Genomic DNA, 26,195 nt, shown 5'->3' with positions numbered 1-26,195 from the left:
TCCAAATAATCAAAGCTTTGATTACATGCTTTGGTCAGGATCTCGCACGCTTCATCCCCGGCCTGCCAGACCAGCGCCGTCCCCTCCCCGGCTTCTGGGGAGTGCACAGCCGGCGATCGACTCAAGGAGTCCTCCTCATGTCCCAAGCCCTCGCCCCTCCCAGCCCTGGCGCCCTGCGCGCCTGCATGTCCCGGTTCGCCACCGGCGTCACCGTCGTGACGTACGCGGGCGAGGACGGTCCCCGCGGCGCGACCATGAACTCCTTCACGTCCGTCTCCGCCGATCCCGCGCTGGTGCTCGTCAGCGTCGCCCGACGCGCCCGCTGCCACGACTTGCTGATCGACAGTTCCTTCTGCGTCAACATCCTCGGTGCCGAACAGGAGCCGCTGGCCCGGCTGTTCGCCGGGGCACAGGCCGCCGCCGAGCCCCGCTGGGCGACCGGAGCCCGGGTACCCCGCCTCACGAACCCCCTGGCATGGGTGGAGTGCGAGCCCTGGCATGCGTACGACGGCGGCGACCACACCCTCGTCGTCGGCCGCGTCACCGACCTCGGCCACCGCGACGGCGACGCCCTCACCTACGCCTGGAGCCGCTTCGGCACCGCGGCCGAGTCCACCGACGGCATCGAACACCTCTTCTGAACCCGACCCCGCTGATCACCACCCCAGGAGAACCACCATGGCCGCACGCACCGGCAAGGAATACCTGGAGCGCCTCGCCGCTTCCCGCCCCACCGTCCACATCCAGGGCGAGACCGTCACCGGCGGCATCCAGGACCACCCCGCCTTCCGCAACGTCGTCCAGACCTACGCCGAATTGTTCGACCTCCAGCACTCGGACGAGCACAAGGACGTCCTCACCTACACCTCGCCCACGTCCGGCGAGCCGGTCGGTACGTCCTTCCTCACCCCGAAGACCCCGGACGACCTGGTCAAGCGCCGCAAGGCGTTCAAGGTGTGGGCCGACCACAGCAACGGCATGCTCGGCCGCACCGGCGACTACATGAACAGCTCCCTGATGGCGCTCGCCTCGGCCGCCGACTGGTTCGCACAGGCCAACCCCGCCTTTGGCGAGAACATCCGCCGCTACTACGAAAAGGTCCGCGAAGAGGACCTGCTGTGCACGCACACGCTGATCCCGCCGCAGGTCAACCGGTCCGTGGCCGGTACCCAGCAGGCAGGCGGCAAGCTGGCCGCGCGGATCGTGAAGGAGGACGACAACGGGGTCGTGATCCACGGCGCTCGCATGCTCGCCACCATCGCTCCATTCGCCGACGAGATGCTCGTCTTCCCCTCGACCGTGCTGCGCGGCACCCCCGAGGACAAGCCGTACTCGTACGCCTTCGCCATCCCCAACGACACCCCCGGCTTGCGCTACATCGCCCGCGAGCCCCTCGACCACGACCGTCCGCGCCACGACCACCCCCTCGCCTCCCGCTTCGAGGAGTCCGACTGCGTGGTCGTGTTCGACAACGTGCACGTGCCGTACGAGCGCTGCTTCGCCCTCGGCGACGCCGAGCTGTGCAACGGCTTCTACTCGCAGACCTCCTCCGTGGTCCACATGACCCACCAGGTCGTCACCCGCACCACCGCCAAGACCGAGTACGTCCTCGGCCTGGTGTCGCTGCTCACCGAGGCCATCGGCATCGAGCAGTTCCAGCACGTCCAGGAGGACATCGCCGAGATCATCGCCACCCTGGAGATGCTGCGGGCCTTCCTGCGCGCGGCCGAGGCGGACGCCGAGGTCAACGAGTACGGAGTCCTCACCCCGGCCTTCGCCCCGCTCAACGCCGCACGCAACCTCTACCCCAAGCTGTACCAGCGCTTCCCGCAGATCCTGCGCAAGCTCGGCGCCTCCGGCCTGATGGCCACCCCGACCGAACTCGACATCACCGGCCCCGCCGCCGCCGACATCGAGGCGTACCTGCAGTCGGCCACCCTGACCGGCCCCGAGCGCGTCAAGCTCTTCCGCCTGGTGTGGGACACCTGCATCTCCGCGTTCTCCAGCCGCCAGGCGCTGTACGAGTACTACTTCTTCGGCGACCCGGTCCGCATGGCCGGCGCGTACGTGAAGAGCTACGACCGTGAGCCGTACAAGGCCAGGGTCCAGGCCTTCCTCGACCGCGCCTGATTCCGGACGGACGACATGACGCACCCGCTCGGAAACCCCCCGTCGAAGATCATCGCTCTGCATCTCAACTACCCCAGCCGCGCCAAGGAGCGCGGCCGGATCCCCGCCCATCCGTCCTACTTCCTCAAGCCACCCTCGTCGTTGGCGGGCAGCAAGGAGGCGCTCGTCCGCCCCGAGGGATGCGAACTCCTCGGCTTCGAAGGTGAGATCGCCCTCGTCATCGGCTCGCGCGCGCAGCGGGTGAGGCCGGAGGACGGCTGGCAGTACGTGCGATGGGTGACCGCCGCCAACGACGCCGGCGTGTACGACCTGCGCTACGCCGACCGCGGCTCCAACCTCCGCTCCAAGGGCGGAGACGGCTTCACCCCCATCGGGCCGCGACTGCTGGACGCACGCCAACTCGACCCGGCCGCCCTCCGGTTGCGGACCTGGGTCAATGGCGGACTGGTCCAGGACGACACCACGGACACCCTGCTGTTCCCGTTCGGCGAGCTGATCGCGGACCTGTCGCGGCAGGTCACCCTGGAGCCGGGGGACGTCATCCTCACCGGCACGCCGGCAGGCGCCTCCGTGGTCGCCCCCGGTGATGTGGTCGAGGTCGAGGTGTCCGGCAACGGGCTGTCCACCGGACGCCTGCGCAATCCCGTCGCCGCCGGGCCCGCCCTGGAGCCGTACGGGGCGATGCCCAAGGCCGATCCGGCGGAGCGCGAGGCCGCGTACGGGACGGCGTACACTCCCGAGCCCCTGCTGGACAAGCGGGTCGAGGAGGGACTGCGCTCGGTCGCCGTCGCCACCCTCAGCGCACAGCTCCGTGCCCGTGGCCTGCCGCACATGTCCATCGACGGCGTCCGCCCCACGCTGCCGGACCGGACCATGGTCGGCGTCGCGCACACCCTGCGCTACCTGCCGCTGCGCGAGGACCTCTTCAAGAGGTACGGCAACGGCATGAACGCCCAGAAGCGGGCGATCGAGGAGCTGCAGCCGGGCCATGTGCTGGTCATGGACGCCCGCCGCGACACCTCCGCCGGGACCCTCGGCGACATCCTCGCGCTGCGTGCCCAGATGCGCGGTGCGGCCGGGGTCGTCACCGACGGCGGCCTGCGCGACAGCGCCGCGGTCACCGAGCTCGGCCTGCCCGTCTACCACGGCGGGGAGCATCCCTCCGTCCTGGGCCGCCGCCACGTCCCGTGGGACACCGGCGTGCCCATCGCCTGCGGCGGCGCCCTGGTGCAGCCGGGCGACCTGATCGTCGGTGACACGGACGGTGTCGTGGTCGTACCACCCGAGCTGGCCGAGGAGCTGATCGCCGACTGCAGGGAGCAGGAGCTGCGGGAGCGCTTCATCACCGAGCAGGTGCGTGCCGGGCACAGCGTCGACGGGCTGTATCCCCTCGGTCCCGACTGGCGCGAACCGTTCGAGCAGTGGCGCCACAGCCAGGCCCCCTCGCAAGCCTCGCAAGGAGAACCCGCATGAAGTTCCGCAGTGACCCGTCCGCCATCCGCGGATCCATCGCCCCGGTCGTCACCCCGTTCACCGACGAGGGCGCCGTCGACCACGACAGCCTGCGCAACCTGATCCGCTTCCAGCTGGAGTCCGGTTCGCACGGCATCTCGCTCGGCGGCTCCACCGGCGAGCCCAGCGCGCAGACCGTCGCCGAGCGGATCGCCGCGATGCGTACGGCCGTCGAGGAGATCGGCGACCGGGTGCCCTTCCTGCCCGGAACCGGCTCCCACAAGCTGAACGAGACCCTGGAACTCACCGCCGCAGCCCAGGAGTTGGGCGCCGACGCGGCCCTGGTCATCACGCCGTACTACGCGCGGCCCACGCAGGAGGCCCTCTACGAGTGGTACGCGAGGGTGGCCCGGGAGTTCCCGGACCTGCCGATCGTCGCGTACAACGTGCCCTCGCGCACCGCGGTCGACATCGCCCCGGAGACGGTGAAGCGGCTGTTCACCGACTTCGACAACTTCGTCGGAGTCAAGGAGACCACCAAGGACTTCGAGCACTTCTCCCGCGTCCTGCACGCCTGCGGCCGCTCGCTGCTGGTGTGGTCCGGCATCGAGCTTCTGTGCCTGCCGCTGCTCGCCCTCGGCGGCGCCGGCTTCGTCAGCGCCGTGGCCAACCTGGCGCCGGGCGCGGTGGCCAGGATGTACGAGCTGTGGGAGGCGGGGGACTTCGACGGCGCACGGGACCTGCACTACCGCCTGCACCCGCTGGTGGACCTGCTGTTCGTGGAGACCAACCCGGCTCCCGCGAAGTGGGTTCTCGCCCAGCAGGGACGGATCGCCTCGCCTCACGTACGGCCGCCGCTCATCACGCCCACCGCCCCGGGCCTGACCCGTATCCGCGCCCTCCTCGCCGAGGGCGGGGACCTGACGCAGCAGCTCGCAACGCAGCAGAACGGAGCCGACAAGTGAGCACCGCCCCCGAGGGCCTGCCCTCGACCATCCGGCACTGGATCGGTGGCGAACTCGTCGACGCGGCCGACGGCCGCACCTTCGACGTCACCGACCCGGTGTCCAACACCGTCTACACCCAGGCCGCACGGGGTGCGCAGGACGACGTCCAGCGGGCCGTCGAGGCGGCGCGGGCCGCCTTCCCCGTCTGGTCGTCCATCTCCAACCGCGAGCGCGCCCGCGTCCTGTACCGCGTCGCCGACGCCGTCGAGGCCCGCCACGACCGCCTCGCCCGGTTCGAGTCGTACGACTCGGGTCTGCCGATCACCCAGGCCAAGGGCCAGGCCCGGCGCGCCGCGGAGAACTTCCGCTACTTCGCCGACGTCATCGTCGCACTCGGCGAGGAGGCATTCCGGCAGGGCGAGGAGCAGTTCAGCTACGTCGTCCGCACCCCGGTCGGGGTCGCCGGCCTGATCACCCCGTGGAACACCCCGTTCATGCTGGAGAGCTGGAAGCTCGCGCCGGCCCTCGCCTCCGGCTGCACGCTCGTCCTCAAGCCCGCCGAGTGGACGCCCCTGTCGGCTTCGCTCTGGCCGGAGATATTCGCCGAGGCGGGGGTGCCGGCCGGAGTCGTGAACATCGTCCACGGCATCGGTGAGGAGGCCGGGCAGGCCCTCGTCGACCACCCGGACGTGCCCCTGATCTCCTTCACGGGCTCGACCGACACGGGCCGCCACATCATCCGTTCCTCGGCCGAGCACCTCAAGACCACGTCGATGGAGCTGGGCGGCAAGTCCCCGGTCGTCGTCTTCGCCGACGCCGACATCGAAGCGGCCCTGGACTCCGTGGTGTTCGGCGTGTTCTCGCTCAACGGCGAGCGCTGCACGGCGGGTTCCCGGGTGCTCGTCGAGCGCCCGCTGTACGAGGAGTTCACCCGCCGCCTCGCCGAGCGGGCCGAGCGGGTCAAGGTGGGCTTGCCCTCCGATCCCGCCACCGAGGTGGGGGCACTGGTTCACACGGAGCACTACGAGCGCGTCCTGAACTACGTCGAGATCGGCCGGAAGGAGGCCCGGCTGGTGGCGGGCGGCGTCCGCCCGGACCACCTGACCGAGGGCAACTACCTCCAGCCGACCGTGTTCGCCGACGTGTCCCGTGACGCCCGTATCTTCCAGGAGGAGATCTTCGGCCCCGTCGTGGCCGTCGCCCCCTTCGATGACGAGGCCGAGGCGATCGAGCTGGCCAACGCCACCCGGTTCGGCCTGGCCGCGTACATCTGGACCTCGGACCTCAAGCGCGGCCACCGCATCGCGCACGCCGTCGAGTCCGGCATGGTCTGGATCAACTCGCACAACGTCCGCGACCTGCGCACCCCCTTCGGGGGAGTCAAGGCCTCCGGCGTGGGCCGCGAGGGGGGCGCCCACAGCATCGACTTCTACACCGAGTCCAAGATCGTCCACGTCGCGCTCGGTGACGTCCACACCCCTCGATTCGGAGCCGCCTCATGAGCACCCCGGCACCCGATGTCGTCCGCTCCGCCTACGCCCAACTGGCCGTCACCGACCTGGCCAGGGCCCGCTGGTTCTGGGTGGACATGCTCGGATTCCACGTCCAGTACGAGGATGCCGACTCCCTCTACCTGCGCGGGACGGATGAGCTCACCCATCACTCGCTCGTGCTGCGCAAGGGTGAGATCGCGGCTCTCGACCACATCTCGTACCGCGTCCGCACCCCTGAGGACGTCGACAAGGCGGAGAGGTTCTTCGCCGAACTCGGCCGCCCCGTCAAGCGGTTGAAGAAGGGCGAGGGCACGGTCGGCGTCGGCGACGCCGTACGCGTCGTCGACCCGCTTGGCTTCCCGGTCGAGTTCTTCCACGAGATCGAGCGTGGTGAGCGCCTCATCCAGCGTTACGACCTCCACCGCGGCGCCCAGATCGCACGCCTCGACCACTTCAACATCTGCACCCCCGACATCCCTGCGGCATACGCCCACTACAAGTCACTCGGCTTCGGCTGCTCGGAGACCATCGAGGGTGACGAGCACGAGCTGTACGCCGCCTGGATGTACCGCAAGCAGACCGTCCATGACGTGGCTTTTACCGGTGGGGCGGGCCCCCGTCTGCACCATCTCGGGGTGGCCACCCACGAGTCCCACCAGGTGCTGCGCACCGCCGACATCTTCGGCGCGCTGCACGAGGAGAAGCACATCGAGCGCGGGCCCGGCCGGCACGGTGTCTCCAACGCTTTCTACGTCTACCTGCGCGATCCCGACGGCCACCGGGTGGAGATTTACACCTCCGACTACTACACCGGCGACCCGGACCACGAGACGTACCGCTGGAACGTCCACGACGACCGCCGCCGCGACTTCTGGGGCAACGCGGTGATCGAGTCCTGGTACAAGGAGGCGACCCCGGTCCTCGACCTCGACGGGCGGCCGCAGCCGGTGAGCAGCTCCCTGCTGGACGAGTCCGCCGTCCAGGTGGGGGCAGACGGACTCGGCTGACCGCGTGGAACATCAAGGCGATTGAGGGCGCCGAACTGTTCAAGCTCTTCGTGTCGAAGCGCTACGGCGGGGCGCAGACCCGCACGCGAAGATGTCGGCATCACACCGGGCATCAAGGCCGAGTGTGTGGGCGGCCGGTGCCTGGTCAGTGGCCGCCGGCCCACTTCTCGCGTTCCTTCGCGGCCGACGAGGCCACTCTGGTCCGGAGACTGCCCGGTGTTCCTGGCCCGCGATACAGAGATCCGGCCAAGTTCCTGCCGCAAGGCCGCGGGTGGTGAATGCGTGCACGCGGCAGAGGAATTGGCAGGTGCGTCGCCGTCTCCGCGCCCGCGGTGTGGGCGGCGGCGAGTCCGGTAATGCGGTCGTCGCAGGCCGATCGTGCCATATCGTCGCCACGTGCCGGAAGATACCGGTAGTGCCACGTAGAAACGCGGAGCGAGATCAGAGTGTGGTCGGCGGGAAACAAGCCGAATAGTTCAAACGAATTAGAGTACCGAAAAGTCGGCTGCGGGGCCGTCCGGTGCACACGGGTCTTCGTTTATAGTACAGCTATGACGATGATGGGGGACGGCAAGCAGAGCAAGGCACGGCCGATGAGCGACAAGGCCTATGAGACGCTCCGCGAGGCCATCGTGAGCTGCGAACTGGCGCCGGGGGCATGGATCAAGGCTGCCGAGCTCTCGGAGTCGCTCGGCCTGGGCCGGACTCCGACGATGCAGGCGCTGCAGCGTTTGGAGGCGGACGGGTTCGTCCGCCCGGTGAAGCGCAAGGGTTGGCAGGTCACGCCGATGACGTTGCAGAGAGTCCACGACATCGTCGAGGCTTTCGAGCTGACCGCCCCGTCGCTGGTTGTGTTGATCATCCGCAACGCCACCGACGAGCAGATCGCCACGTTGGGTAAAAAGGTGATCAAGTCGGCGCCGGGACGTCCCGCGACCGAAGTCAAGCCTGATTTGAAGGCAGCCCCGGTCCGTTACCTCGTTCAGATTTGCGGCAATCCGGTAATGACGGAAATGGTGCTGCCCTTGGCGACGCATATGGAACGAGTTCTCAGTTTCGGACTGCTGCATGATGACAATTTCCTGGACCCCGCTTATGTCCGCTGGCGCAACGTCCTTTTGGACGCCATGGCGGCCCGCGATGAGAAACGTGCACGGGAGGCGGTCCTCAAAGTGATCCACGTCGGCGCGACGGAGATCAACCGGATTCTTCAGGGCGCGCAGTCCATCCGGTCGGTTCCCCTGAACATCGAACGCGCCTCCTGATCAGATCGAGATCCCGCCGTCGACAGGCAGTACGACGCCGGTGATGTATCCCGCTTCCTGGGAGGCGAGGAAGCCCACCGCGGCACACATCTCGGAAGCGTTGCCGAACCTGCCCAGCGGGATGCCCGCCGCCAGTTCGGCCTTCTTGTCCTCCGGGATGGAGGCGACCATCCGGGTCTCTGCGTTGGGGGAGATCGCGTTGACGGTGATCCCGAACCGGGCCAGTTCCTTGGCCGCGGTCTTGGTGAATCCGATGATCCCCGCCTTGGCGGTGGCGTAGTTTGCCTGACCGGTGTTGCCGTGCAGGCCTGTGTAGGACGTGACGTTGACGACGCGGCCGTAGCCCCGGGCGCGGAAGTGCGGAACACAGGCGCGGGTCAGTCGGAAGGTGCCGCCGGCGTGGATGGCCAGGACGCTCTCCCAGTCGTCGTCCGTGAGCTTCCACAGGACCTTGTCGCGCAGGATGCCGGCATTGTTGACGACGACGTCGATTCGGCCGGTCTCGGCGGTGACCTGCTCGACGGCCCGGTCGATGTCCTCGGTGCTGCTGACGTCACCGGGGATGGCTCGTGCTCCGACCTCGGCCGCGGCCTTGCGGACCTCCTCGCCGTCGTAGTCGATGAGGAAGACGTCGGCACCGGAGTTCGCGAAGAACCGGCCGAGTTCGAGACCGATACCGCGCGCACCGCCGGTCACGATCACGGACTGGCCGGTGAAGTCGAAGGACAGGTTCATCGCGAGTTCTCTCCTGGGAAGGGGGGCTTCATGCAGTTCATGCGGTTCATGGGGTCAGAGAAGTTCGAGAAGCGTCGCGTTGGCCTGTCCGCCGCCCTCGCACATCGTCTGCAGGCCGTACCGGATGTTCTCGGCGCGCATGTGGTGGAGCATGGTGGTCATCAGGCGGGCCCCCGAGCCACCCAGGGGGTGGCCGAGTGCGATGGCGCCGCCGCGAGGGTTGACACGGGCCATGTCCACGTCGAACTCCGCCGCCCATGCGAGCACCACCGACGCGAAGGCTTCGTTGACCTCGAAAACGCCGATCTCGTCGAGGCCGACTCCGGACTTGGCCAGCACCTTGTGCGTCGCCGGGATCGGGCCGGTCAGCATCGGCATCGGCGCGGAACCGGTGACGACCGCCGTGTGGATACGGGCGAGAGGTTTCAGACCCAGAGCGGCCGCCGCCTCGCTCGTCATCATCAGCAACGCGGCCGCACCGTCCGAGATCTGCGAGGAGTTGGCGGCGGTGACGCGGCCATCCTCGCGGAAGGCCGGGCGGAGCGTGCTCAGCTTGTCGAGAGTCCCGCCACGTCGTATGCCCTCGTCCGTCGTGACGATCTTGTCGGCCGCCACGATGGGTTCGATCTCCGTGGTGAACAGTCCGGCGTCCGAGGCGGTGGCCGCACGCTCGTGCGAGGTCAGCGCGAACTCGTCGAGCTGGGTGCGTGACAGCCCCCACGCGTCGGCGATCATCTCGGCGCCGATCCCCTGGTTGGGGAACTCCGGGCCGTACCGCTTGACATAGCGCTCGCCCAACGGATTGCCGGTCGCCGCCGCGGACCCCATGGGGATCCGCGACATGCTCTCCACGCCGCCGACGACGACCACGTTGTAGTAGCCGGATATGAGTCCTGCGGCCCCGAAGTGCACGGCCTGCTGCGAGGAGCCGCACTGTCGGTCGACCGTGGTCCCTGGAACGGACTCGGGCCAACCCGCTGACAGAACCGCGGTGCGGGCGATGTCGAAGGTCTGCTCCCCGACCTGGCTGACACATCCCCACACGACGTCGTCGACGAGCGCCGGGTGGATTCCCGTGCGTTCGGCGAGAGCGTCGAGTACATGGGCGGAAAGGTCGGCCGGGTGGATGGACGACAGCGCACCGCCGCGCTTCCCCACGGGGGTGCGCACGGCAGCGACGATGACGGCGTCGTTCATGATCTGCTCATTCCTTCTCGGTCCTCACCGCAGCTCGCGCCGCAGGATCTTGCCGGCCGGGCTCCTGGGCAGTTCGTCGACGATCTCGACGACACGGGGGTACTTGTACGCCGCCAACCGCTCCTTGCAGAACGCGATGAGGGCGTCCGGACTGGTCGTCCGGCCAGGCTGGAGGGACACGAACGCCTTGACCGTCTGGCCGCGGTATTCGTGGGCGACGCCGATCACCGCGGCCTCACGGACGGCGGGGTGGCCGAGGAGGACGTCCTCCACCTCTCGGGGCCACACCTTGTAGCCGGAAGCGATGATCATGTCGCTCTTCCGGCCGACCAGGTAGAACCAGCCGTCTTCGTCCATCAGGCCTATGTCACCGGTGTGGAGCTCGCCGTCGACGAGCTTCTCCGCCGTCTCCGCCGGCTTGTTCCAGTAGCCGGGGGTGACCTGCGGACCGGAGACGACGAGTTCGCCGCTCTCTCCCGGCAGCAGAGGCGTGCCGTTGTCGTCGATGACGCGCACGGACGTGTTGAAGACGGGAACGCCGACCGACAGTGCGCCCGTGCCGGGATCGACGGGCGCCGCCACACCCAGCGGCACGGCGTGTGTCGGTGAGGCGGTCTCGGTCATCCCGTAGCAGTTGTGGATGTCCATCCCGCTGCGGGCCAGGATCTTGTCGCGCAGCTGAGGTGCGATCGGTGCGCCGCCGGAGTAGACCGCCCGCAGCGACGCGAAGTCGTCCTTCGTCGCCCCGGCCAGTCCGGAGAGATGGTTGAAGGCGGTGATGGCGCCGACGGCGAACGTCGGCCGGTGCTCGCGGATCGCGTCCAGGACGACCCTGCCGTCGAAACGGTGAGCGAGCACGAGTTTCGAGCCGACCACCAACGAGACGCAGACGTGCCCGACGAGGCCGGTGATGTGAAACAGCGGTGCGATACCGAGGACGACGTCGTCCTGGCTCAGCTTCATCCATTCGCGATAGGTGCGGGTGTTGAAGGCCAGGTTGCCGTGAGTGTTGATCGCCCCCTTCGGGACTCCGGTCGTGCCGGAGGTGTAGGTCAGGACCGCTGGCTTCTCGGCGTTCACACTGACTGGTGCCGGCCTGCGGTCACCGTGTCGGGCGAACACGTCCGTCAGCCGGAGGGCCCCGGAGACCGCTGGTTGTTCCGCGGCGGGGATGACGCGCTCGTCGTCGCGTTTCTGGTCGTCGCGTGCGGATGCCACGAAGACCTGCCGCACCTCGGTCTGCCCGCCGGCGAGCACCTCACGCGCAACCGATACGTACAGATCGTCGAGGCACAGCAGGGCCGTCGCGCCCGAGTCCCTGAGTAGACGGGAGAGTTCGCGCGCCTTGTTCATGGGGTTGACGAGAACCGCGATACCACCGGCCTTCCAGGCTGCGAGGAGGCCGACCACGAACGCCGGGTTGTTCTGGGTGTAGAGCGCGAGCCGGTCGCCGGCGGCGAAGCCGCCCTCCGCCAGGGCGATCGCCAGGGCGTCCGAGCGCTGGTCGAGGTCTCGGAAGGACACGGCACCGTCGAAATAGGCGATCGCGGTTCTGTCGGGGAACTTGGAGACGGTGATCGCGAACAGTTCGAGCATCGACTCGGACTCGGGGGTGATCCGCCTCGGAAGATCACCGGGGTACGTGTTCAGCCAGGGACGCCGGTTCACCGCGAGTCTCCTGGCGCTGCCACGACTTCGTTCCGGAGGACCCCGACACCCGACACCTCGATCTCGGTCACGTCGCCGGGGGCGAGGAACCGCGGCGGCTTCGCGGCCAGTCCGACACCGCCGGGCGTTCCGGTGGCGATCACGTCGCCGGGAGCCAGAGAGGTGAACCCGGTGACGTACCCCAGAATCGCCGTGAAATCGAAGACGAGCTGGTCCAGTGTGGCGTCCTGCCGTAGCTCGCCGTTTACCCGGGTGGTGAGCCGTACCGATCCGAGGTCGTCGAACTCGTCCAGCGTGACCAGGTATGGACCGAACGAACCGAGGCCGCGGAAGTTCTTGCCGGGCAGCCACTGGCTGTTGTGCAGCTGCCAGTCCCGTGCGCTCAGGTCGTTGTAGCACGACAGTCCCGCGATCGCCGCCCGTGCGTCGGCGTCCGTCTCGATCACCGACACATGACTGCCGATGACGATCGCGACCTCTCCCTCGTAGTCCAACTGCCTTGTGTTGGGCGGATGGACGACGGGCTGTTCGTGACCGACCTGTGTGTCGGCGAACCGGCTGAAGATGGTTGGGTGCTCGGGCTTGTCGACGTGCCCCGTCTCCTCGCGGTGGTCGATGTAGTTGACGCCTACACAAAGGATCTTCGCCGGGTCCGGGACCGGCGGGAGGTGCTCGATCTCGGCCAGCGAGTGGGTGGCCTCGCGGCCCGCGCTGAGCCGCTCCAGCCGGCCCGTGAGACCGCGTTCCAGGAGCTCTCGGATCGAGGCGGCCTCTCCGCCGAGTGTCTCGGCGCCGTCGATGATGCCGTCGGCCGTGAGGACGCCGAACGACACCTTGTCGCCGATGCGGTACGTGAGCAGCTTCATCGGGTTCCCTTCGTGGATGCCCCGGCCTTCAGGCCGGGGTGGGGGCACCTCCCGCTTGCGGGGGAGAAACGAAGCCCCTGCGGAGCAGGGCAGGGAAAGCCGAATCGCCTCCAGGGCGGTTCGGCGTCTTCGGCCACCGGCCGATTGCCGCCGCTCACACGGAAGCTGATAGAGTGTGAGGTGTGACGCAGCAGGTCAAGCGGGCGTTCAAGTACCGCTTCTGCCCCACGGACGAGCAGGCGGCTGAGCTGTCGCGCACGTTCGGCTGTGTCCGCCTCGTCTACAACAAGGCCCTGGAGGAGCGCACGCGGGCGTGGTACGGCGAGCAGCGCCGGATCTCCTACGTGCAGTCGTCCGCCGCGTTGACGGAGTGGAAGAAGGCCGGGGAACTCGCCTTCCTGACGGAGGTGTCCTCCGTCCCGCTCCAGCAGGCGCTGAGGCATCTTCAGACGGCCTTCGGCAACTTCTTCGCCAAGCGGGCGAAGTACCCCCGGTACAAGAGCCGGAAGAAGTCCCGTGCGTCGGCCGAGTACACCCGCAGCGCCTTCACATGGCGCGCGGGGCGGCTGACCCTCGCGAAGATGGCCGAGCCGCTGGACATCCGTTGGTCCCGCCCCCTCCCGCAGGGTGCGGAGCCGACGACGGTGACCGTGTCCCGTGACAGCGCCGGGCGCTGGTTCGTCTCGATGCTGTGCGAGGACATCATCACCGAGGCCCCCGCCACCCACGCGGCGGTCGGTCTGGACGCCGGGATCACCTCCCTCGTGACACTGTCCACCGGAGAGAAGATCGCCAACCCCCGCCACGAGCGCCACGACCGTGCCCGCCTCGCCAGGGCGCAGCGTGAGCTGTCGCGGAAGGCGAAGGGCTCGGCGAACCGGGCCAAGGCCCGCCGCAGGGTTGCCAAGGTCCACGCGCGGATCGCCGACCGGCGCCGCGATTTCCTGCACAAGCTGTCGACTCGGCTCGTCCGTGAGAACCAAACGGTCGTGATCGAGGACCTCACCGTCCGCAACCTGCTGATGAACGGCCGCCTCGCGCGCGCCATCTCCGATGCGGCCTGGACGGACCTGCGCATGATGCTGGAGTACAAGTGCGCCTGGTACGGGCGTGAACTCGTCGTGGTCGACCGGTGGTTTCCCAGCTCCAAGCTGTGCGGGGCCTGCGGAACGGTCCGCGGGAAGCTGCCGCTGAACGTCCGCGAGTGGACGTGCGACTGCGGCGCGGTGCATGACCGCGACGTGAACGCGGCACGCAACATCCTGGCCGCCGGGCTGGCGGCGTCTGCTTGTGGAGACGGTGTAAGACCTCAACGGGAGTCCTCCCGGACGGGGCGGTCGTCGGTGAAGCAGGAACCCCAGCGGGCGACCGCTGGAATCCCCCGCCGTTAGGCGGGGGAGGAAGTCAACGGTGCTTCTCCTCATGGATTCGGATTCCGGCGCGCATCCGCGCCGTGTCGAGGCCGACGCCTTCGACGTGCAACTGCCCCAAGTTGTCGGGGTCCTACGTTGAGACGGGCCAGTCGGGGTCGTCGGTGATACGGACGAACGTCTGCGGTCTTCCTCGCGGTGTGTGAGCCGCGTCGTGCTGTCAGTCACGACCTGCGCCCCGCGAACATCCGGCGAGACGCACGGCCGTCAGGCCGCGGTCGGCCCGGCGGCGCCCGTGTAGCGGCGACGGTGGAACACCAGCGGTGTCTCCTCCGGCGCGGCATCGAGGTCGGCGACCTCACCGATGACGATGAAGTGGTCCCCGGCCTCGTGCAGGGTCGTGATCCGGCAGTCGATCCACGCCGCCACTCCCTCCAGCACCGGCGAGCCGGTCACCGGTGCCGGACGCCAGGACAGGCCGGCGAACTTGTCGGCGCCACTGGTGGCGAACGCCTGGGAAACGTGCTGCTGGTTCACGGTCAGCACGTTCGCGCAGAAGGCGCCGGCCTGTCGTATGCGGGGGAAGCTGCTCGACGTCGCCGCGGGCAGAAACCCGACCAGTGGTGGATTCATCGACACCGAGAGGAAGGTGCCGACGGCCAGCCCGACCGGCTCGCCGCGGTCCAGGGCGGTCACCACGACCACGCTGGTGGGCACCGCGGAGAGGACGTCGCGGAAACGGGCGGCTTCCAGGGTCGCCCCACTCCCGGCAGAGCCGCTCGGTGAGGCCGGTAGTGATGTCCATGCCATTTTGCAGTCCTTTTCCGGTCAGGCGGGGACCATGTCGCCGCTGCAGGCACGCACGGCGGGCAGATCCCCGGGCGGCTGACAGCTCGAAGCTGCGGCGGACCGATTCGAGCGGAGTCGCAACGCGCTGAGAATCAGGTTCAGTTGGCCGATCCCGGCCAGGTGGATCAGATACCGGGGCGCGCGCGAACCGTCCGGCGACGCCCTTGTGGAGCCAATGTGAACGTAACATAGACATGTCTGACTTGAAAATAAACATTTCTATTGACAGTTGTGGACTGTCGTGTTGCGATCTGAAATATGGCAGCCCAGCGGTCAACCGGACGCCCGCGGGCCTGCCGGTCGGAGGACACCATGACAGAGTTCGATCCAGCCCGTACCGCCGTGATCAACATCCACTGGCAGTACGACATCGTGAAACCCGAGGGTGCTTTCGGACCGTTCTTCGCCGAGGGCGCGCAGCGGCACGGCGTCATCGCCAAGAACCAGCTGCTCACCCGGGCGGCCCGAGCCGCGGGATCCCCCGTGATCCACGTTCGGACAGCCTTCCGGCCCGGCTACAGCGATCTGATCATCAACTGCCCTCTGCTGGCCCTGGTGGAAGAGCGCAAGGCCCTCGTCGACGGAACGCGCGGCGCTGATCTCATCGAGGAACTCAGCCCCGAGCCAGGCGAGTTGGTCATCACCCACACCCGCCTCACCGGCTTCCACGGCACCGACCTCAACGGGATCCTGCGCGGGAAGGGCATCGACACCGTCGCCTTCTCCGGGGTCGCCACCGACCACTCCGTCCAGGGCACCGCCCGCGAGGCGGTCAACCACGGCTACCGCACCCTCATCGTCTCCGACGCGTGCTCGGCGGCCAACGACGAGACGCACCAGGCCGCCCTGGACACCTTCACGCTGCTGGGCGAGAACGTCACCACCCAGGACGTCGTGGCCGCCTTCTCCCGCTGAGCCGCGCACACCACGACACCCACACCAAGACGCAGGAGTAGGCCGATGTCGCCCATCACACCGCGGACCCGCATGCAGTACGTCCGCCCCTTCGACCCGGACCAGGCCATCGACACGGGGTTCCCCGGCTACCGCGCGCAGTTCCTCTCCCATCTGGAGAGCGCGATCCTGATCAACAGCCACATCGAGGAAGGCGGTTGTGGCCCCGGTCTGCATTACCACCACGTCGACCAGCTGTACTACCTGGTCGAGGGCACCATGAACGTCCAACTGGGGCACGAGGTCCAGCACATCAGTGCCGGCACCCTCGTGTTCATCCCGGCGGGCCTGGCACACCGCAACTGGAACGACGGGCCGGGTGCCGAGACCCACTTCGAGATGCTGATCCCCGCTCCCGCGCCGATGGCCCAGCTGGCGTACATGGTGGACTCTCCCGACGACGTACCGGCATCCCACCGCACCGACCACCCCGGTTACACGCGGCGCGTCGATCCCGACGCCCTGGACGAGGCCATGCCGGGTCTCAAGATGGTCACTCTGGCCGGCCCCGCGACCGGCACACGGCACTCCGTCGTCAACTACATGGAAGTCGCTCCCGGCGGAGCCGGGCCGGGCACCCACATCCACGCCTTCGACCAGTACTACCTGGTGCTGGAGGGGGAGCTGACCGTCGAGGTCGCTCTGGAGAAGCATGTCGTCGGCCCCCGCACGCTGGTGGTGCTGCCCGCCGGCGTGCCGCACCGGCAGTACAACGCGGGCACGGTGACAGAGAAGCACATCTCGGTTCTCTCACCCGCGCCGGAGCCGGTGAAGCCCTGGGACAGCGGTGTCGACTTCAGCGCCAACGGCCACGATGCCACCGGCCCGCAGTCCGTCTTCGAGCAGATCGGAGCGGGGCGGTCATGACTTCTCTGCATGGTGGGTACCGGCCGCGCCCGGAGCGCCTGGCGCTCAAGCGGGGCGCGGTCGACTTCTCCGACGACGCCGGTGTGGCTGCGATCATGAAGCTCGTCGCGGGCGCGGAGCTGCCGCCGGTGGGTGAGACTGCGGGCGATCCCTTCGTGGGGATCACGACCGACGGGAAGCCCCTGACCGACCTCTTCACCCTGGCCGACGAGGGTGCACCGACCGAGCAGGCGGTGCAGAAGGCGCTGGGGTATCTGGGCCTGCTCACGGCGGAGCAACAGGCGCTCGGCTCGCTGCCGATCGACGCCACCGAATGGCGGCTGTGGTCCAACGCGTTTCTGACGTTCCCCGAACACGGCCTGCTGTTGCAGGAGTTGACCGGCCCCGCGCGTGACGCGGCGCTGTCGGTGATCGAAGCAACGGTCAGCCCCGAGGGCTACGAGCTGCTGCGCGAGGCGATGCGTCTGAACGCCGAACTGGGCGAGTTCGTCGGCAAGTACCCGGACACACTCACCGAGTACTGCTACCGGTTCACCGTGTTCGGCGAGCCGTCGCTCCAGCAGCCGTGGGGCTGGCAGCTGGCAGGACACCACATCGATCTGCACGCGGTCTTCATCGGCGGCCAGTTGGTGCTCACACCGACCTTCCTCGGTGTGGAGTTCGGCGGTGAGGCCGTGTTCTCCGACCATCGTGAGCGCGCCTGGGAGTTCATGGAGTCCCTGAGCGCGGCGCAGCGCGACCGGGCCCTGCTGTACGGCTCGGTGCTGTCCGCGGACCTTCCCCCCGAACTGTCCGGCATCGTCGACGGCCGCCACCGCGCGGCAGCGGGCCGGGACAACCGGGTGCTCCCCTACGTAGGGCTGGAGGGCGACCGGCTGACGCCGGGCCAGCGAGAGCTGCTGCTGTCCCTCACCGACCCCTACCTGGAGAACCTGCCCCGAGAGCCTCGCGCGCACCGCCGCAACCAGATCGAGCGCTTCCTCGACGACACCCACCTGGGGTGGATCGGGACGTGGGATGCCGGTGCGCCCTTCTACTACCGGGTGCACAGTCCGGTCGTGCTGATCGAGTACGACAATCACGCCGGCATCTTCCTCGACAACGACGAACCGGAGCCGTACCACGTGCACACCATCGTGCGCACCCCCAACGGCGGCGACTACGGCAAGGACCTGCTGCGTCAGCACTACGCACACCAGCACCGGACCACGTGACGGAGCGACGCGTACCAGAAGGAGAACCGCCATGGACGTCGGTTTCCTGTTCAACATCCGTCGTCACCCCGAGGAGCAGCGCAGCCTGCCGCGGGTCTACCAGGACCACATCGACGACGTCGTCCACGCCGAGCAGCTCGGATTCACCCACGCCTGGGCCGGCGAACACCACTTCGCCTGGGACCAGGCGACGCCCGGACTGTTCCCGGTACTGGCTGCGGTGGCGCAACGGACCAGCAGGATCCGTATCGGCACGCATGTGACCGTGCTGCCCTACCACCATCCGCTCCGGGTGGCCGAGGACGCCGCCGTGCTCGACATCCTCTCCGGGGGCCGATTCGAACTCACCGTGGGCGCAGGGTCGTTCTACGAGGAGTTCCGCTCCTACGACGTCGACGCCGCCGAACGCTTCGGGCGGCTCTACGAGGGGCTGGACGTCATCCTCAAGTGTTTCACCGAGGACGAGTTCAGCCATGAGGGCAAGTACTTCAGGTTCCCCGGCGTGCGGATGACCACCAAACCGCTGCAGGAGAGGCTGCCGGTCTGGGTCGCCGCCAGTGGTCCCGTCGGAGTGAAGCGTGTCGCGCGCCGAGGACTGAACGTCGCCGGCGCCTCCGCATTCGGTCCGCAGCTCATCGACCTGTTCGACAGCGAGCTGCGCGCCCATGGTCACAACCCCGCCGACCACGGGTCAGGGCTCCTGTCCATGGTGCATGTCGCCGACGACGAGGACCGGGCGTGGGCCGAGGCCGCCCGCGGAGTCCACCACTGGCTCACGTTCCTCGCCGGCCACGAATGGGTCGGGCTCGAGTTCACCGGCGGCAGACTCGACGTGCCCGAACCCGCCCAACTGCGCGACTGGGCCGCCGACTCACCGATCCCGTACCACGTCGGCACACCCGACCAGGTGGCCGAGTCGCTGCTCCGGCGGGTCCGGTCGGCACGTAACACGAACCTCGCCCTGTCCTTCCGCCAGGTGTTCATGGACACGGCCGCGGTGCGCCACTCCATGGACCTGTTCGCCGAACACGTCATGCCCGAACTCCGGGCCTGGCAGCACCCCACCGACACCGCCGATTCAGACAAGTGATCAATGAGTTCAGGAGACATGCCATGCGTGCTGCAGTTGTGAACAGCTTCGGCGGACCCGAGGTCGTGGAGATCGTGGACACCGAGGTGCCCGAGCCTGCGGCGGGGGAAGTGCGGATCAAGGTGGCCGCGGCCGCGCTGAATCCGTGCGACGTCGCGGCGCGGTCCGGGGTCTACGGGGGAGAGGGACAGCAGATAGGGCTCGGTTGGGACGTCGCCGGGACGATCGACGCGGTCGGCGAGCAGAGTGACTGGAAGGTCGGAGACAACGTCGTGGCGCTCCTCTTCGGCCTGGTCAAGCCGCTGGGGACCCATGCCGAATACGTCGTCGTACCCGCGGACGCCGTCGCCAAGGCGCCCACGACGGTGGACTCGGCGCACGCCGCGACTCTGCCGCTGAACACGCTGACCGCGCTCCAGGCCCTGGACCTCCTGGAGTTGACGGAGGGACAGTCGGTCCTGGTGACCGGCGCCGCGGGCGCGGTCGGCGCGTACGCCGTGCAGCTCGCCGTCCGCCGCGGGCTCGTGGTGACGGGACAGGCGCGGGAAGGCGACGAGGAGTTCGTACGGTCGCTGGGGGCGGTGCACGTCACGAGCGGAGTGCGGAAGAGCTTCGACGCGGTCCTCGACGCGGCGATCCTCGGTGAAAAGGCCCTCGCTTGGGTTCGGGAGGGCGGCGCCTTCGTCGGCCTCCTGCCGCACCTGCTGCCGCCGGCGGAGCGTGGCGTGCGGATCAGTGGTGTCGAGGTGAACGCCGACGGGGCGAGCCTGGCCGAACTGGTCCGGCTCGCGGACGAGGGGGCGCTGACCCCTCGGGTGGCTGGGACCTACGCCCTGGACGACGCGGCCAAGGCGCACGCCCGGTTCGCGGAGGGCGGGGTGCGGGGGCGGTTGGTGCTGCTGCCCTCGTAACGCTTGGTCCTCCGCACCCTTGACGGCCTGGCGGATCTCCTGCCCGGCCGGGAATTCGCCCCCCGGGACACCGGCCGGGCACGTGTTGCAGATCGCACGACGGAAGGGTTCGGCCGAGCCGAACACAGGAGGACCGTTCTCGCGGCCCTCGTCCTGACAGTACCGTTCTCCCTGATCGAGGTTCCCATGACCACCACTACTGGCCTGGCCGATGTGGCCGACACCGATTCCGCCGCCGGCCGCGACCGGCTGCTCGCCGCCCTGGACGCGATTGCCGACGACCTGCAGGCCGAAGGCCCGGCCTGTGACGACGCGGGCAAGCTCACGGATCGCACGATGGAGTTGCTGCGAGACAGCGGCCTCGGCTTGATGTACGTCAGCAAGGACCTGGGCGGCCTGGCGGTGACTCCCGGCGACTCGGCTCAGGTCCTCGAACGCTTCGCCTACATCGACGGGTCGATCAGCTGGACAGGAGGAATCTTCGCGGGCGTCGGCTTCATGTCGGCGTTCTTCGACAGAGCCGTCGAGAAAACACTCTTCGCCGACGGGGTGCCGAACTTCTCCGCAACCGCCTACCCCAGCGGGCGCGCCGTCCGGGTCGAGGGCGGCTACCGGCTCACCGCGTCCTACTCGTACTGCAGCGGGCTTCCGAACGCGGATTATGTGCTGTGCAACTCCCTGGTCTTCGATGGTGACCAGCCCGTCCCCGGCCCGCCCTTCATGTTCCTCGTACCGGCCTCGGAGGTCACCCTCCGGGGCAACTGGGACACGATCGGGCTCCGCGGCACCGGCTCCGTCGACTTCACCGTGACCGACTACTTCGTTCCGGATCACCACGCGGTCCCGCTGTTTCCCGACACCGCCGCCGGCTTGCTGGCAGTGGTTCATCTCGGGCGCCAGACGTGGGCGTCCGGCACCGCCCGTCGCCTCCTCGATGAGATCGCCGCCTTCGCGAGCCGTGACCCCAAGCCCGGAGCGCCCCGGCTCGCGGACAACCCGGTCTTCCGCACCGAGTACGCGGACTTCGAACTGGCCTACCGCTCCGCTCGCGCATTCGGGGCCGAAGTCTTCGCCGAGGTGGACGCCTCGGCGGCACGTGGGGAGCCCCTCAGCCGTCGGCAGACCAGTCTGCTTGCCGGCGCCAGCGTGCACATGCACGACATCTGTCGGGATCTCGCCCTGTGGGCGTTCAACAAGGGCGGAGGCACCGCACTGCGCGCCGGAATTCTTCAGCGCATCATCCGCGACGCCATCTCCGGTTGTCAGCACGCGGTGATCAGCCGCAGTCAGCTGGCGGACATCGGTCATGAACTCGTCGGCGCGCCGCCGGAGCTGCAGTGGATGGGAACGGCACTTGTCGTACCTCCTGGTCTGTGACCGCGCCGTGCATGAAGTGGCGGCCTGATCAGTGACAGGACTGGCGACGTTCCGCACTCGACGTGCGGGGGTCGCCTTTCCTGATCGCGCGTTACGGTGCGTCGCGTGTCCGGGGCGGTGCCACTGCATCGCCCGGGGCCGTGCACTGAAATGGGCGGTTGGTTCGGGACCCCGAATCAACCGCCCATTTCATGGCGCTATGGCTTGACTCACGGCGTGACGAGGGTGGCGTCCGGAGGAAGCTGGAAGTCCGGTCCGTGAGCGAGGAAGTCCGCGACGAGGGCGGCCAGATCCTCGGCGCGGTCGCCCTGCAGGTCGTGTGCGGCATCGTGAAGGAGGACGAAGCGGCAGTCGGGCATGAGACGGGCGAAAGTGCGGCCGTTCTGGGGCGGGATGAAGCCGTCCTGGTCGCCGAAAGCCACAAGCGTGCGAACGGAGCTTCCAGGCAGACGTTCCGCGACCTGCTTCGAGTAGTCGGGGTTCGCTCCCTCGAGCCTGGAGATCAACGCGAACATCCGAGCCTGGGAGTCGGGGTGAGGCGGTACGAAGACCGGCGCCCGCTCGGGGTGGACGCGAACCTTGCGCAGGGCTTCCTCGGGCGTGACGTCCGCCTGCGCCGAAGGGTCGAGACCTTCGCGGAAGGTGCCGGGTGCCTCGAGGACCAGTGAGGCCACCCGTTCCGGGTGATCGAGGGCGACGTTCAGGGCAACATCGCCGCCGAGCGTGCTTCCGAGCAGGTGGAAGCTCTTCAGTCCGAGGTCCTGGGTCGCCTGGTAGACGGTGTCGGCCAGTTCCGTGAGTGTTCGGTCCCGGCCGTCGTCGGGCTCGTCGCCCCATCCGGGCAGTGCGAAGAGGATGACGTCGTACTGCTCGGCGAGGCGGTCCAGCATGGGGGAGAAGCGGAAGCCGGCGGCGCTGTGGATGACGACGAGGGTGTCGCCGGTGCCGGCGCGGAAGTAACGGATGGGGTGGCCGTCGGCTTGGGCGACGCCTTCGGCGAAGGCGGAACCGTACTTTGCGGATGCGGATGTCATTCGGGGCCAACTTTCGATCACATGGAAGCTGGGTGATCCTGCTCGTGAATCCTCGGAGCCGGCCGTCCTTCCAGACGACGGGTTCCGTGGAGTAGACGGCCTCAGAGGCCTCGTAGGCCCCATTGAGACATGTTTAAATGACCTTACGCAAATATTTCAATTGAGTTCTAAAGTGTCAAGCATCTGGCGGGCTGCCGCGTCGGATCACAGGTCTGTTCCCTTGAAGACCTGCTGCCTCAGCCGTCCAGCCCTCCGCGCTTGACGAGCTGGCTCGCGATGACATTGCGCTGGATCTCGTTCGTCCCCTCGCCGACGATCATCAACGGGGCGTCGCGGAAGTACCGTTCGACGTCGAACTCGGTGGAGTAGCCGTAACCGCCGTGGATGCGGATGGCGTTGAGCGCGATCTGCATCGCGGTCTCGGAGGCGAAGAGCTTGGCCATGCCGGCCTCCATGTCCACACGGCGGCCCTCGTCCGCCTCCCGTGCCGCGTACAGGGTGAGTTGCCGGGCCGCAGTCAGTGAAGTCGCCATGTCGGCCAGGTAGTTGCCGATGGACTGGTGCTTCCAGATCGGCTTGCCGAACGACTCGCGTTCCTGGGCGTAGGCGAGGGCGTCCTCCAGCGCCGCACGGCCGACCCCGAGCGCGCGGGAGGCTACCTGGAGGCGTCCAGTCTCCAGGCCCTTCATCATCTGCGCGAAGCCCTTGCCCTCCACGCCACCGAGCAGCGCGTTGGCCGGCGCCCGGTAGTCCTCGAAGGACAGCTCGCAGCTCTCCACGCCCTTGTAGCCGAGCTTGGGCAGATCGCGCGAGACGGTCAGGCCCGGGCCGTGCTCCACGAGCAGGATCGAGATGCCCCTGTGCGCCGGAGTGGCGTCCGGGTCGGTCTTGCACAGCAGCGCGATGAGTCCGGAGCGCCGCGAGTTGGTGATCCAGGTCTTCGTCCCGTCGACCACGTATCCGCCGTCGCCGTCCTTGCGGGCGACGGTGCGCAGGGCCTGCAGGTCCGAGCCGCCGCCCGGTTCGGTCAGGGCCATGGTCGCGCGGATCTCGCCGGTGGCCATCCTCGGCAAGTACCGGCGCTTCTGCTCCTCGGTGCCGAAGTGCAGCAGCAGCTTGGCGACCACGGTGTGGCCGCCCATCGCGCCGGCCAGGCTCATCCAGCCACGGGCCAGCTCTTCGGTGATCAGGACGTAACAGGGGGTGGAGACCGGGGTGCCGCCGTACTCCTCGGGTACGGCGAGGCCGAAGATCCCGAGGGTCTTCATCTGCTCGATGAGGGCCTCGGGGTAGGTGTTGGCGTGCTCCAATTCCCGGACGACGGGCTTCACTTCCTTGTCGACGAAGTCGTGCACGGTACGGACGACGAGCTGTTCGTCCTCGGACAGGAGGTCCAGGGTGCCCATGCGGCGGTGCTCCTTGCTGAAGTGACGGGTGACGAAGGGCGGTTCAGATGACGCCCTCGGCCTTCAGGCTCTCGATGTCGGCCGGGCCGTATCCCAGGTCGGCCAGGATGGTGTCGGTGTGCTGCCCGGCGGCGGGTACGGCGTCCATGCGCGCGGTCGTTCCGGCCAGGTCCGCCGGCGGCAGCAGCGCGGACACCGCGGCTCCGCCGGGGATCCGTACGTCCCGCCAGCGGTCCCTGCCGCTGAGCACCGGGTGTGCCAGGAAGTCGGTCAAGTCGTTGACGCCGGCGTTGGCGATGCCCGCCGCGTCCAGCAGCTTCGTCACCTCGTCGCTGTCCAGTTCGCCGAAACGCCCGGCCACGATCGCGTTCAACTGCTCTCGGTGGGCCACCCGGGCCGAGCCCGTGGCGAAACGCGGATCCGTGACGAGCCCCGGTCGGCCCAGGAAGCGTTCGCACAGGGCGGCCCATTCGCGCTCGTTCTGGACGGAGAACAGCACGGCCCTGCCGTCGGCGGCGGTGTAGGCGCCGTAGGGGGCGATGGTGGCGTGCTGGGTGCCCAGGCGTGGGGGTTGCGTGCCGCCGTACCGGGTGTAGTAGGCGGGTTGACTCATCCACTCGGCCAGCGCCTCGAACAGTGAGACCTCCACGGCCCGGGCGACACCGGTGGTGGCCCGGGTGAACAGGGCGGTGAGGATGCCCGAGTAGGCGTACATACCGGCCGCGATGTCGGCGATCGACACACCGACCCGCGCCGAACCGTGCTCGTTGCCGGTGAGGGAGACCAGACCGGTCTGGCACTGCACCAACAGGTCGTACGCCTTGCGGTCGGCCCACGGGCCGGTGGAGCCGTAGCCGGAGATCGAGCACGGGATGAGGGAGGGGAAGCGCTCGGCGAGGGCCTCGGCGCCCAGGCCCATCCTGGCGGCCGCGCCCGGGGCCAGGTTCTGCACGAACACATCGGCGTCGGCGAGCAGTTGCTCCAGGATCGCGCGGCCGGCGTCCGTCTTCAGGTCCAGCGTCACCGACTCCTTGGAGCGGTTGAGCCACACGAAGTAGCTGGACTCGCCGTGCACCGTGGTGTCGTACCGACGGGCGAAGTCACCCCCGCCGGGCCGCTCCACCTTGATCACCCGTGCGCCGAGATCGGCCAGCTGACGGGTGGCGAAGGGAGCGGCCACCGCCTGTTCGACGCTGACGACGGTGATGCCGGAGAGCGGCGGTGCCGCCGGGAGCTCGGTCATGAGGTGACCTCCAGGAGGGTGTGGACCCCGTGCCGTAGTGCCATCATGAACACTCATGACGGCGTAGGTGAAATAGCAATGCGTCATACGCCCATGCGGCCTTCGGATGGCACCGGAAGGAACAACGCCTTGGACATCAAGCAGCTCAAGGCGATCGCCACGGTCGCCGAGGTGGGCAGCGTCACGCGCGCCGCGGAGCTGCTGCACCTGGTGCAGCCCGCGGTCACCCGGCAGATCCGCACCCTGGAGCAGGAACTGGGCATCCCCCTCTTCGAACGGACCAGGACGGGCATGCGGCCCACCGAGGCCGGGGCGATCATGGTCGAACGGGCCGAGCGTGCCCTGAACGAGCTGGAGCGGGCCCGCGCCGAGGTGCAGCCGACCCCGGGCGTGGTGACCGGCATCGTCACCGTCGGGCTGCTGGAGAGCACCAGCGACCTGCTGGCCGAACCGCTCGTGACCGCGGTCGCCCGTGACCACCCCGGCGTCGAACTCCGCCTGATGACGGCCTACTCCGGGCATCTGCAGCAGTGGCTCGACGACGGTGACCTGGACCTGACCCTGCTCTACAACCTGGACAGCACGCCCTCCCTCAGTGCGCGTCCGCTGGTGCGGGAGCGGTTGTGGGCGGTCGCTCCCTCGTCGGAACGTCTCCGGGCCGACCATCCCGTGCCGTTCTTGGAAGCGGCGAAGCACCGGCTCGTCATGCCCACCTCGGGGCACGCCCTACGCCGGCTGATCGACGCGGCCGCCGTGCGGTCCGGGGCCGCCATAGACGTCGCCGTGCAGACCAACTCCATGCGGGTGCAGAAGCAGCTCGTCCAGGCGGGGCACGGCTGGACCGTTCTGCCCGGGGTGGGCATCGCCGAGGACGTCGCGCGGGGCGCGCTGAGCGCCGCGCCGCTGAGCGAGCCCGACGTGTGGCGCTCCGTCGTCCTCGGCACGCCGCGGTTCGGGCGCACCCCGCCCGCCGTGGAGGTCGTCGCACGGGAGCTGGTCCGCCAGATCAACTCCGCGGTGGCTCAGGGCAGATGGCCCTCGGCCCAGGTCCAGGGAGACGACGCTGCTGCCGCGGGCGAGTGAATTGCCCGCGGCCACGTCCACGCATGTCCTCCCCGGC

General features: G+C 68.6%; 23 protein-coding genes. 15 read left to right on the top strand and 8 right to left on the bottom strand.

Annotated elements, in window-relative coordinates; genetic code table 11:
• The first annotated feature begins 137 nt into the window (after window positions 1-137).
• The 7 genes from ACFY10_RS42380 to ACFY10_RS42350 all read left to right on the top strand — a co-directional run bounded on the left by ACFY10_RS42380 (window position 138) and on the right by ACFY10_RS42350 (window position 8,294).
• Entirely contained in the window at window positions 138-641 is a 504-nt protein-coding gene (locus tag ACFY10_RS42380) for a flavin reductase family protein (RefSeq protein WP_390670671.1), read from the top strand.
• A 37-nt stretch (window positions 642-678) separates the two neighbouring features.
• Window positions 679-2,130, top strand: coding sequence for a 4-hydroxyphenylacetate 3-monooxygenase, oxygenase component (gene hpaB, locus ACFY10_RS42375; protein WP_390670670.1), 1,452 nt, complete (start codon window positions 679-681; stop codon window positions 2,128-2,130).
• Window positions 2,131-2,145: 15 nt separating this feature from the next.
• On the top strand, window positions 2,146-3,603 hold the full coding sequence (locus tag ACFY10_RS42370; RefSeq protein WP_390670669.1) for a fumarylacetoacetate hydrolase family protein: 1,458 nt from the start codon (window positions 2,146-2,148) through the stop codon (window positions 3,601-3,603).
• Window positions 3,600-4,547 carry a 4-hydroxy-tetrahydrodipicolinate synthase gene (gene dapA, locus ACFY10_RS42365; RefSeq protein ID WP_390670667.1) on the top strand — a complete coding sequence of 316 codons (948 nt, stop codon included), beginning with the start codon at window positions 3,600-3,602 and terminating at the stop codon, window positions 4,545-4,547. The genes ACFY10_RS42370 and dapA overlap by 4 nt, the downstream gene beginning before the upstream one ends.
• Window positions 4,544-6,031 (top strand): 5-carboxymethyl-2-hydroxymuconate semialdehyde dehydrogenase, encoded by a 1,488-nt coding sequence (hpaE, locus tag ACFY10_RS42360; protein ID WP_390670666.1) that lies wholly within the window; start codon window positions 4,544-4,546, stop codon window positions 6,029-6,031. The genes dapA and hpaE overlap by 4 nt, the downstream gene beginning before the upstream one ends.
• The gene (gene hpaD, locus ACFY10_RS42355; protein ID WP_390670665.1) at window positions 6,028-7,029 is read left to right on the top strand and encodes a 3,4-dihydroxyphenylacetate 2,3-dioxygenase; all 1,002 of its coding nucleotides are present in this window, start codon (window positions 6,028-6,030) and stop codon (window positions 7,027-7,029) included. The genes hpaE and hpaD overlap by 4 nt, the downstream gene beginning before the upstream one ends.
• Window positions 7,030-7,580: 551 nt before the next feature.
• Window positions 7,581-8,294 carry a GntR family transcriptional regulator gene (locus tag ACFY10_RS42350; RefSeq protein ID WP_390670664.1) on the top strand — a complete coding sequence of 238 codons (714 nt, stop codon included), beginning with the start codon at window positions 7,581-7,583 and terminating at the stop codon, window positions 8,292-8,294.
• Here ACFY10_RS42350 and ACFY10_RS42345 read toward each other — a convergent pair whose 3' ends face one another.
• Genes ACFY10_RS42345 through ACFY10_RS42330 form a run of 4 tightly spaced genes read right to left on the bottom strand, consistent with a single transcriptional unit; the run spans window position 8,295 to window position 12,760 of the window.
• Window positions 8,295-9,029 (bottom strand): SDR family NAD(P)-dependent oxidoreductase, encoded by a 735-nt coding sequence (locus tag ACFY10_RS42345; protein ID WP_390670663.1) that lies wholly within the window; start codon window positions 9,027-9,029, stop codon window positions 8,295-8,297. It lies immediately after the preceding gene.
• Window positions 9,030-9,083: 54 nt separating this feature from the next.
• Entirely contained in the window at window positions 9,084-10,226 is a 1,143-nt protein-coding gene (locus ACFY10_RS42340) for a thiolase family protein (protein WP_390670662.1), read from the bottom strand.
• A gap of 24 nt (window positions 10,227-10,250) precedes the next feature.
• Window positions 10,251-11,894, bottom strand: a complete 1,644-nt coding sequence (locus ACFY10_RS42335) for a class I adenylate-forming enzyme family protein (RefSeq protein WP_390670661.1) — start codon at window positions 11,892-11,894, stop codon at window positions 10,251-10,253.
• Window positions 11,891-12,760, bottom strand: coding sequence for a fumarylacetoacetate hydrolase family protein (locus ACFY10_RS42330; protein ID WP_390670660.1), 870 nt, complete (start codon window positions 12,758-12,760; stop codon window positions 11,891-11,893). The genes ACFY10_RS42335 and ACFY10_RS42330 overlap by 4 nt, the downstream gene beginning before the upstream one ends.
• A gap of 182 nt (window positions 12,761-12,942) precedes the next feature.
• Between ACFY10_RS42330 and ACFY10_RS42325 the strand changes: the two genes are divergently transcribed.
• On the top strand, window positions 12,943-14,151 hold the full coding sequence (locus ACFY10_RS42325; protein WP_390670659.1) for an RNA-guided endonuclease InsQ/TnpB family protein: 1,209 nt from the start codon (window positions 12,943-12,945) through the stop codon (window positions 14,149-14,151).
• A gap of 246 nt (window positions 14,152-14,397) precedes the next feature.
• Here the strand turns inward: ACFY10_RS42325 and ACFY10_RS42320 are convergent, their stop codons facing one another.
• Window positions 14,398-14,940 carry a flavin reductase family protein gene (locus ACFY10_RS42320; protein ID WP_390670658.1) on the bottom strand — a complete coding sequence of 181 codons (543 nt, stop codon included), beginning with the start codon at window positions 14,938-14,940 and terminating at the stop codon, window positions 14,398-14,400.
• Between the two features lie 351 nt (window positions 14,941-15,291).
• Between ACFY10_RS42320 and ACFY10_RS42315 the strand changes: the two genes are divergently transcribed.
• From ACFY10_RS42315 to ACFY10_RS42290, 6 genes are all read left to right on the top strand, one after another.
• Window positions 15,292-15,894, top strand: coding sequence for a cysteine hydrolase family protein (locus ACFY10_RS42315; protein WP_390670657.1), 603 nt, complete (start codon window positions 15,292-15,294; stop codon window positions 15,892-15,894).
• Window positions 15,895-15,939: 45 nt separating this feature from the next.
• On the top strand, window positions 15,940-16,800 hold the full coding sequence (locus ACFY10_RS42310) for a cupin domain-containing protein (protein ID WP_390670656.1): 861 nt from the start codon (window positions 15,940-15,942) through the stop codon (window positions 16,798-16,800).
• Window positions 16,797-18,014, top strand: coding sequence for a DUF3500 domain-containing protein (locus ACFY10_RS42305; protein WP_390670655.1), 1,218 nt, complete (start codon window positions 16,797-16,799; stop codon window positions 18,012-18,014). The genes ACFY10_RS42310 and ACFY10_RS42305 overlap by 4 nt, the downstream gene beginning before the upstream one ends.
• Window positions 18,015-18,045: 31 nt before the next feature.
• Window positions 18,046-19,104, top strand: coding sequence for an LLM class flavin-dependent oxidoreductase (locus ACFY10_RS42300; protein ID WP_390670654.1), 1,059 nt, complete (start codon window positions 18,046-18,048; stop codon window positions 19,102-19,104).
• Between the two features lie 23 nt (window positions 19,105-19,127).
• Window positions 19,128-20,015, top strand: a complete 888-nt coding sequence (locus ACFY10_RS42295) for an NADP-dependent oxidoreductase (RefSeq protein ID WP_390670653.1) — start codon at window positions 19,128-19,130, stop codon at window positions 20,013-20,015.
• 186 nt (window positions 20,016-20,201) lie between these two features.
• The gene (locus tag ACFY10_RS42290; RefSeq protein ID WP_390670652.1) at window positions 20,202-21,392 is read left to right on the top strand and encodes a hypothetical protein; all 1,191 of its coding nucleotides are present in this window, start codon (window positions 20,202-20,204) and stop codon (window positions 21,390-21,392) included.
• Between the two features lie 209 nt (window positions 21,393-21,601).
• Here the strand turns inward: ACFY10_RS42290 and ACFY10_RS42285 are convergent, their stop codons facing one another.
• The 3 genes from ACFY10_RS42285 to ACFY10_RS42275 all read right to left on the bottom strand — a co-directional run bounded on the left by ACFY10_RS42285 (window position 21,602) and on the right by ACFY10_RS42275 (window position 25,075).
• Window positions 21,602-22,426 carry an alpha/beta fold hydrolase gene (locus tag ACFY10_RS42285; protein WP_390670651.1) on the bottom strand — a complete coding sequence of 275 codons (825 nt, stop codon included), beginning with the start codon at window positions 22,424-22,426 and terminating at the stop codon, window positions 21,602-21,604.
• A 236-nt stretch (window positions 22,427-22,662) separates the two neighbouring features.
• Window positions 22,663-23,832 carry an acyl-CoA dehydrogenase family protein gene (locus ACFY10_RS42280; RefSeq protein WP_390670650.1) on the bottom strand — a complete coding sequence of 390 codons (1,170 nt, stop codon included), beginning with the start codon at window positions 23,830-23,832 and terminating at the stop codon, window positions 22,663-22,665.
• Window positions 23,833-23,875: 43 nt separating this feature from the next.
• The gene (locus tag ACFY10_RS42275) at window positions 23,876-25,075 is read right to left on the bottom strand and encodes a CaiB/BaiF CoA transferase family protein (protein WP_390670649.1); all 1,200 of its coding nucleotides are present in this window, start codon (window positions 25,073-25,075) and stop codon (window positions 23,876-23,878) included.
• A gap of 129 nt (window positions 25,076-25,204) precedes the next feature.
• Here ACFY10_RS42275 and ACFY10_RS42270 point away from each other — a divergent pair, with 129 nt between their 5' ends.
• Window positions 25,205-26,158, top strand: a complete 954-nt coding sequence (locus tag ACFY10_RS42270) for a LysR family transcriptional regulator (protein WP_390670648.1) — start codon at window positions 25,205-25,207, stop codon at window positions 26,156-26,158.
• Window positions 26,159-26,195: the final 37 nt, after the last annotated feature.

It is taken from the genome of Streptomyces sp. NPDC001401 (assembly GCF_042895385.1).
Lineage (GTDB): Bacteria > Actinomycetota > Actinomycetes > Streptomycetales > Streptomycetaceae > Streptomyces.
The sequence above is the reverse complement of the archived record's forward strand: the minus strand, read 5'-3'. Positions and strand labels throughout refer to the sequence as shown.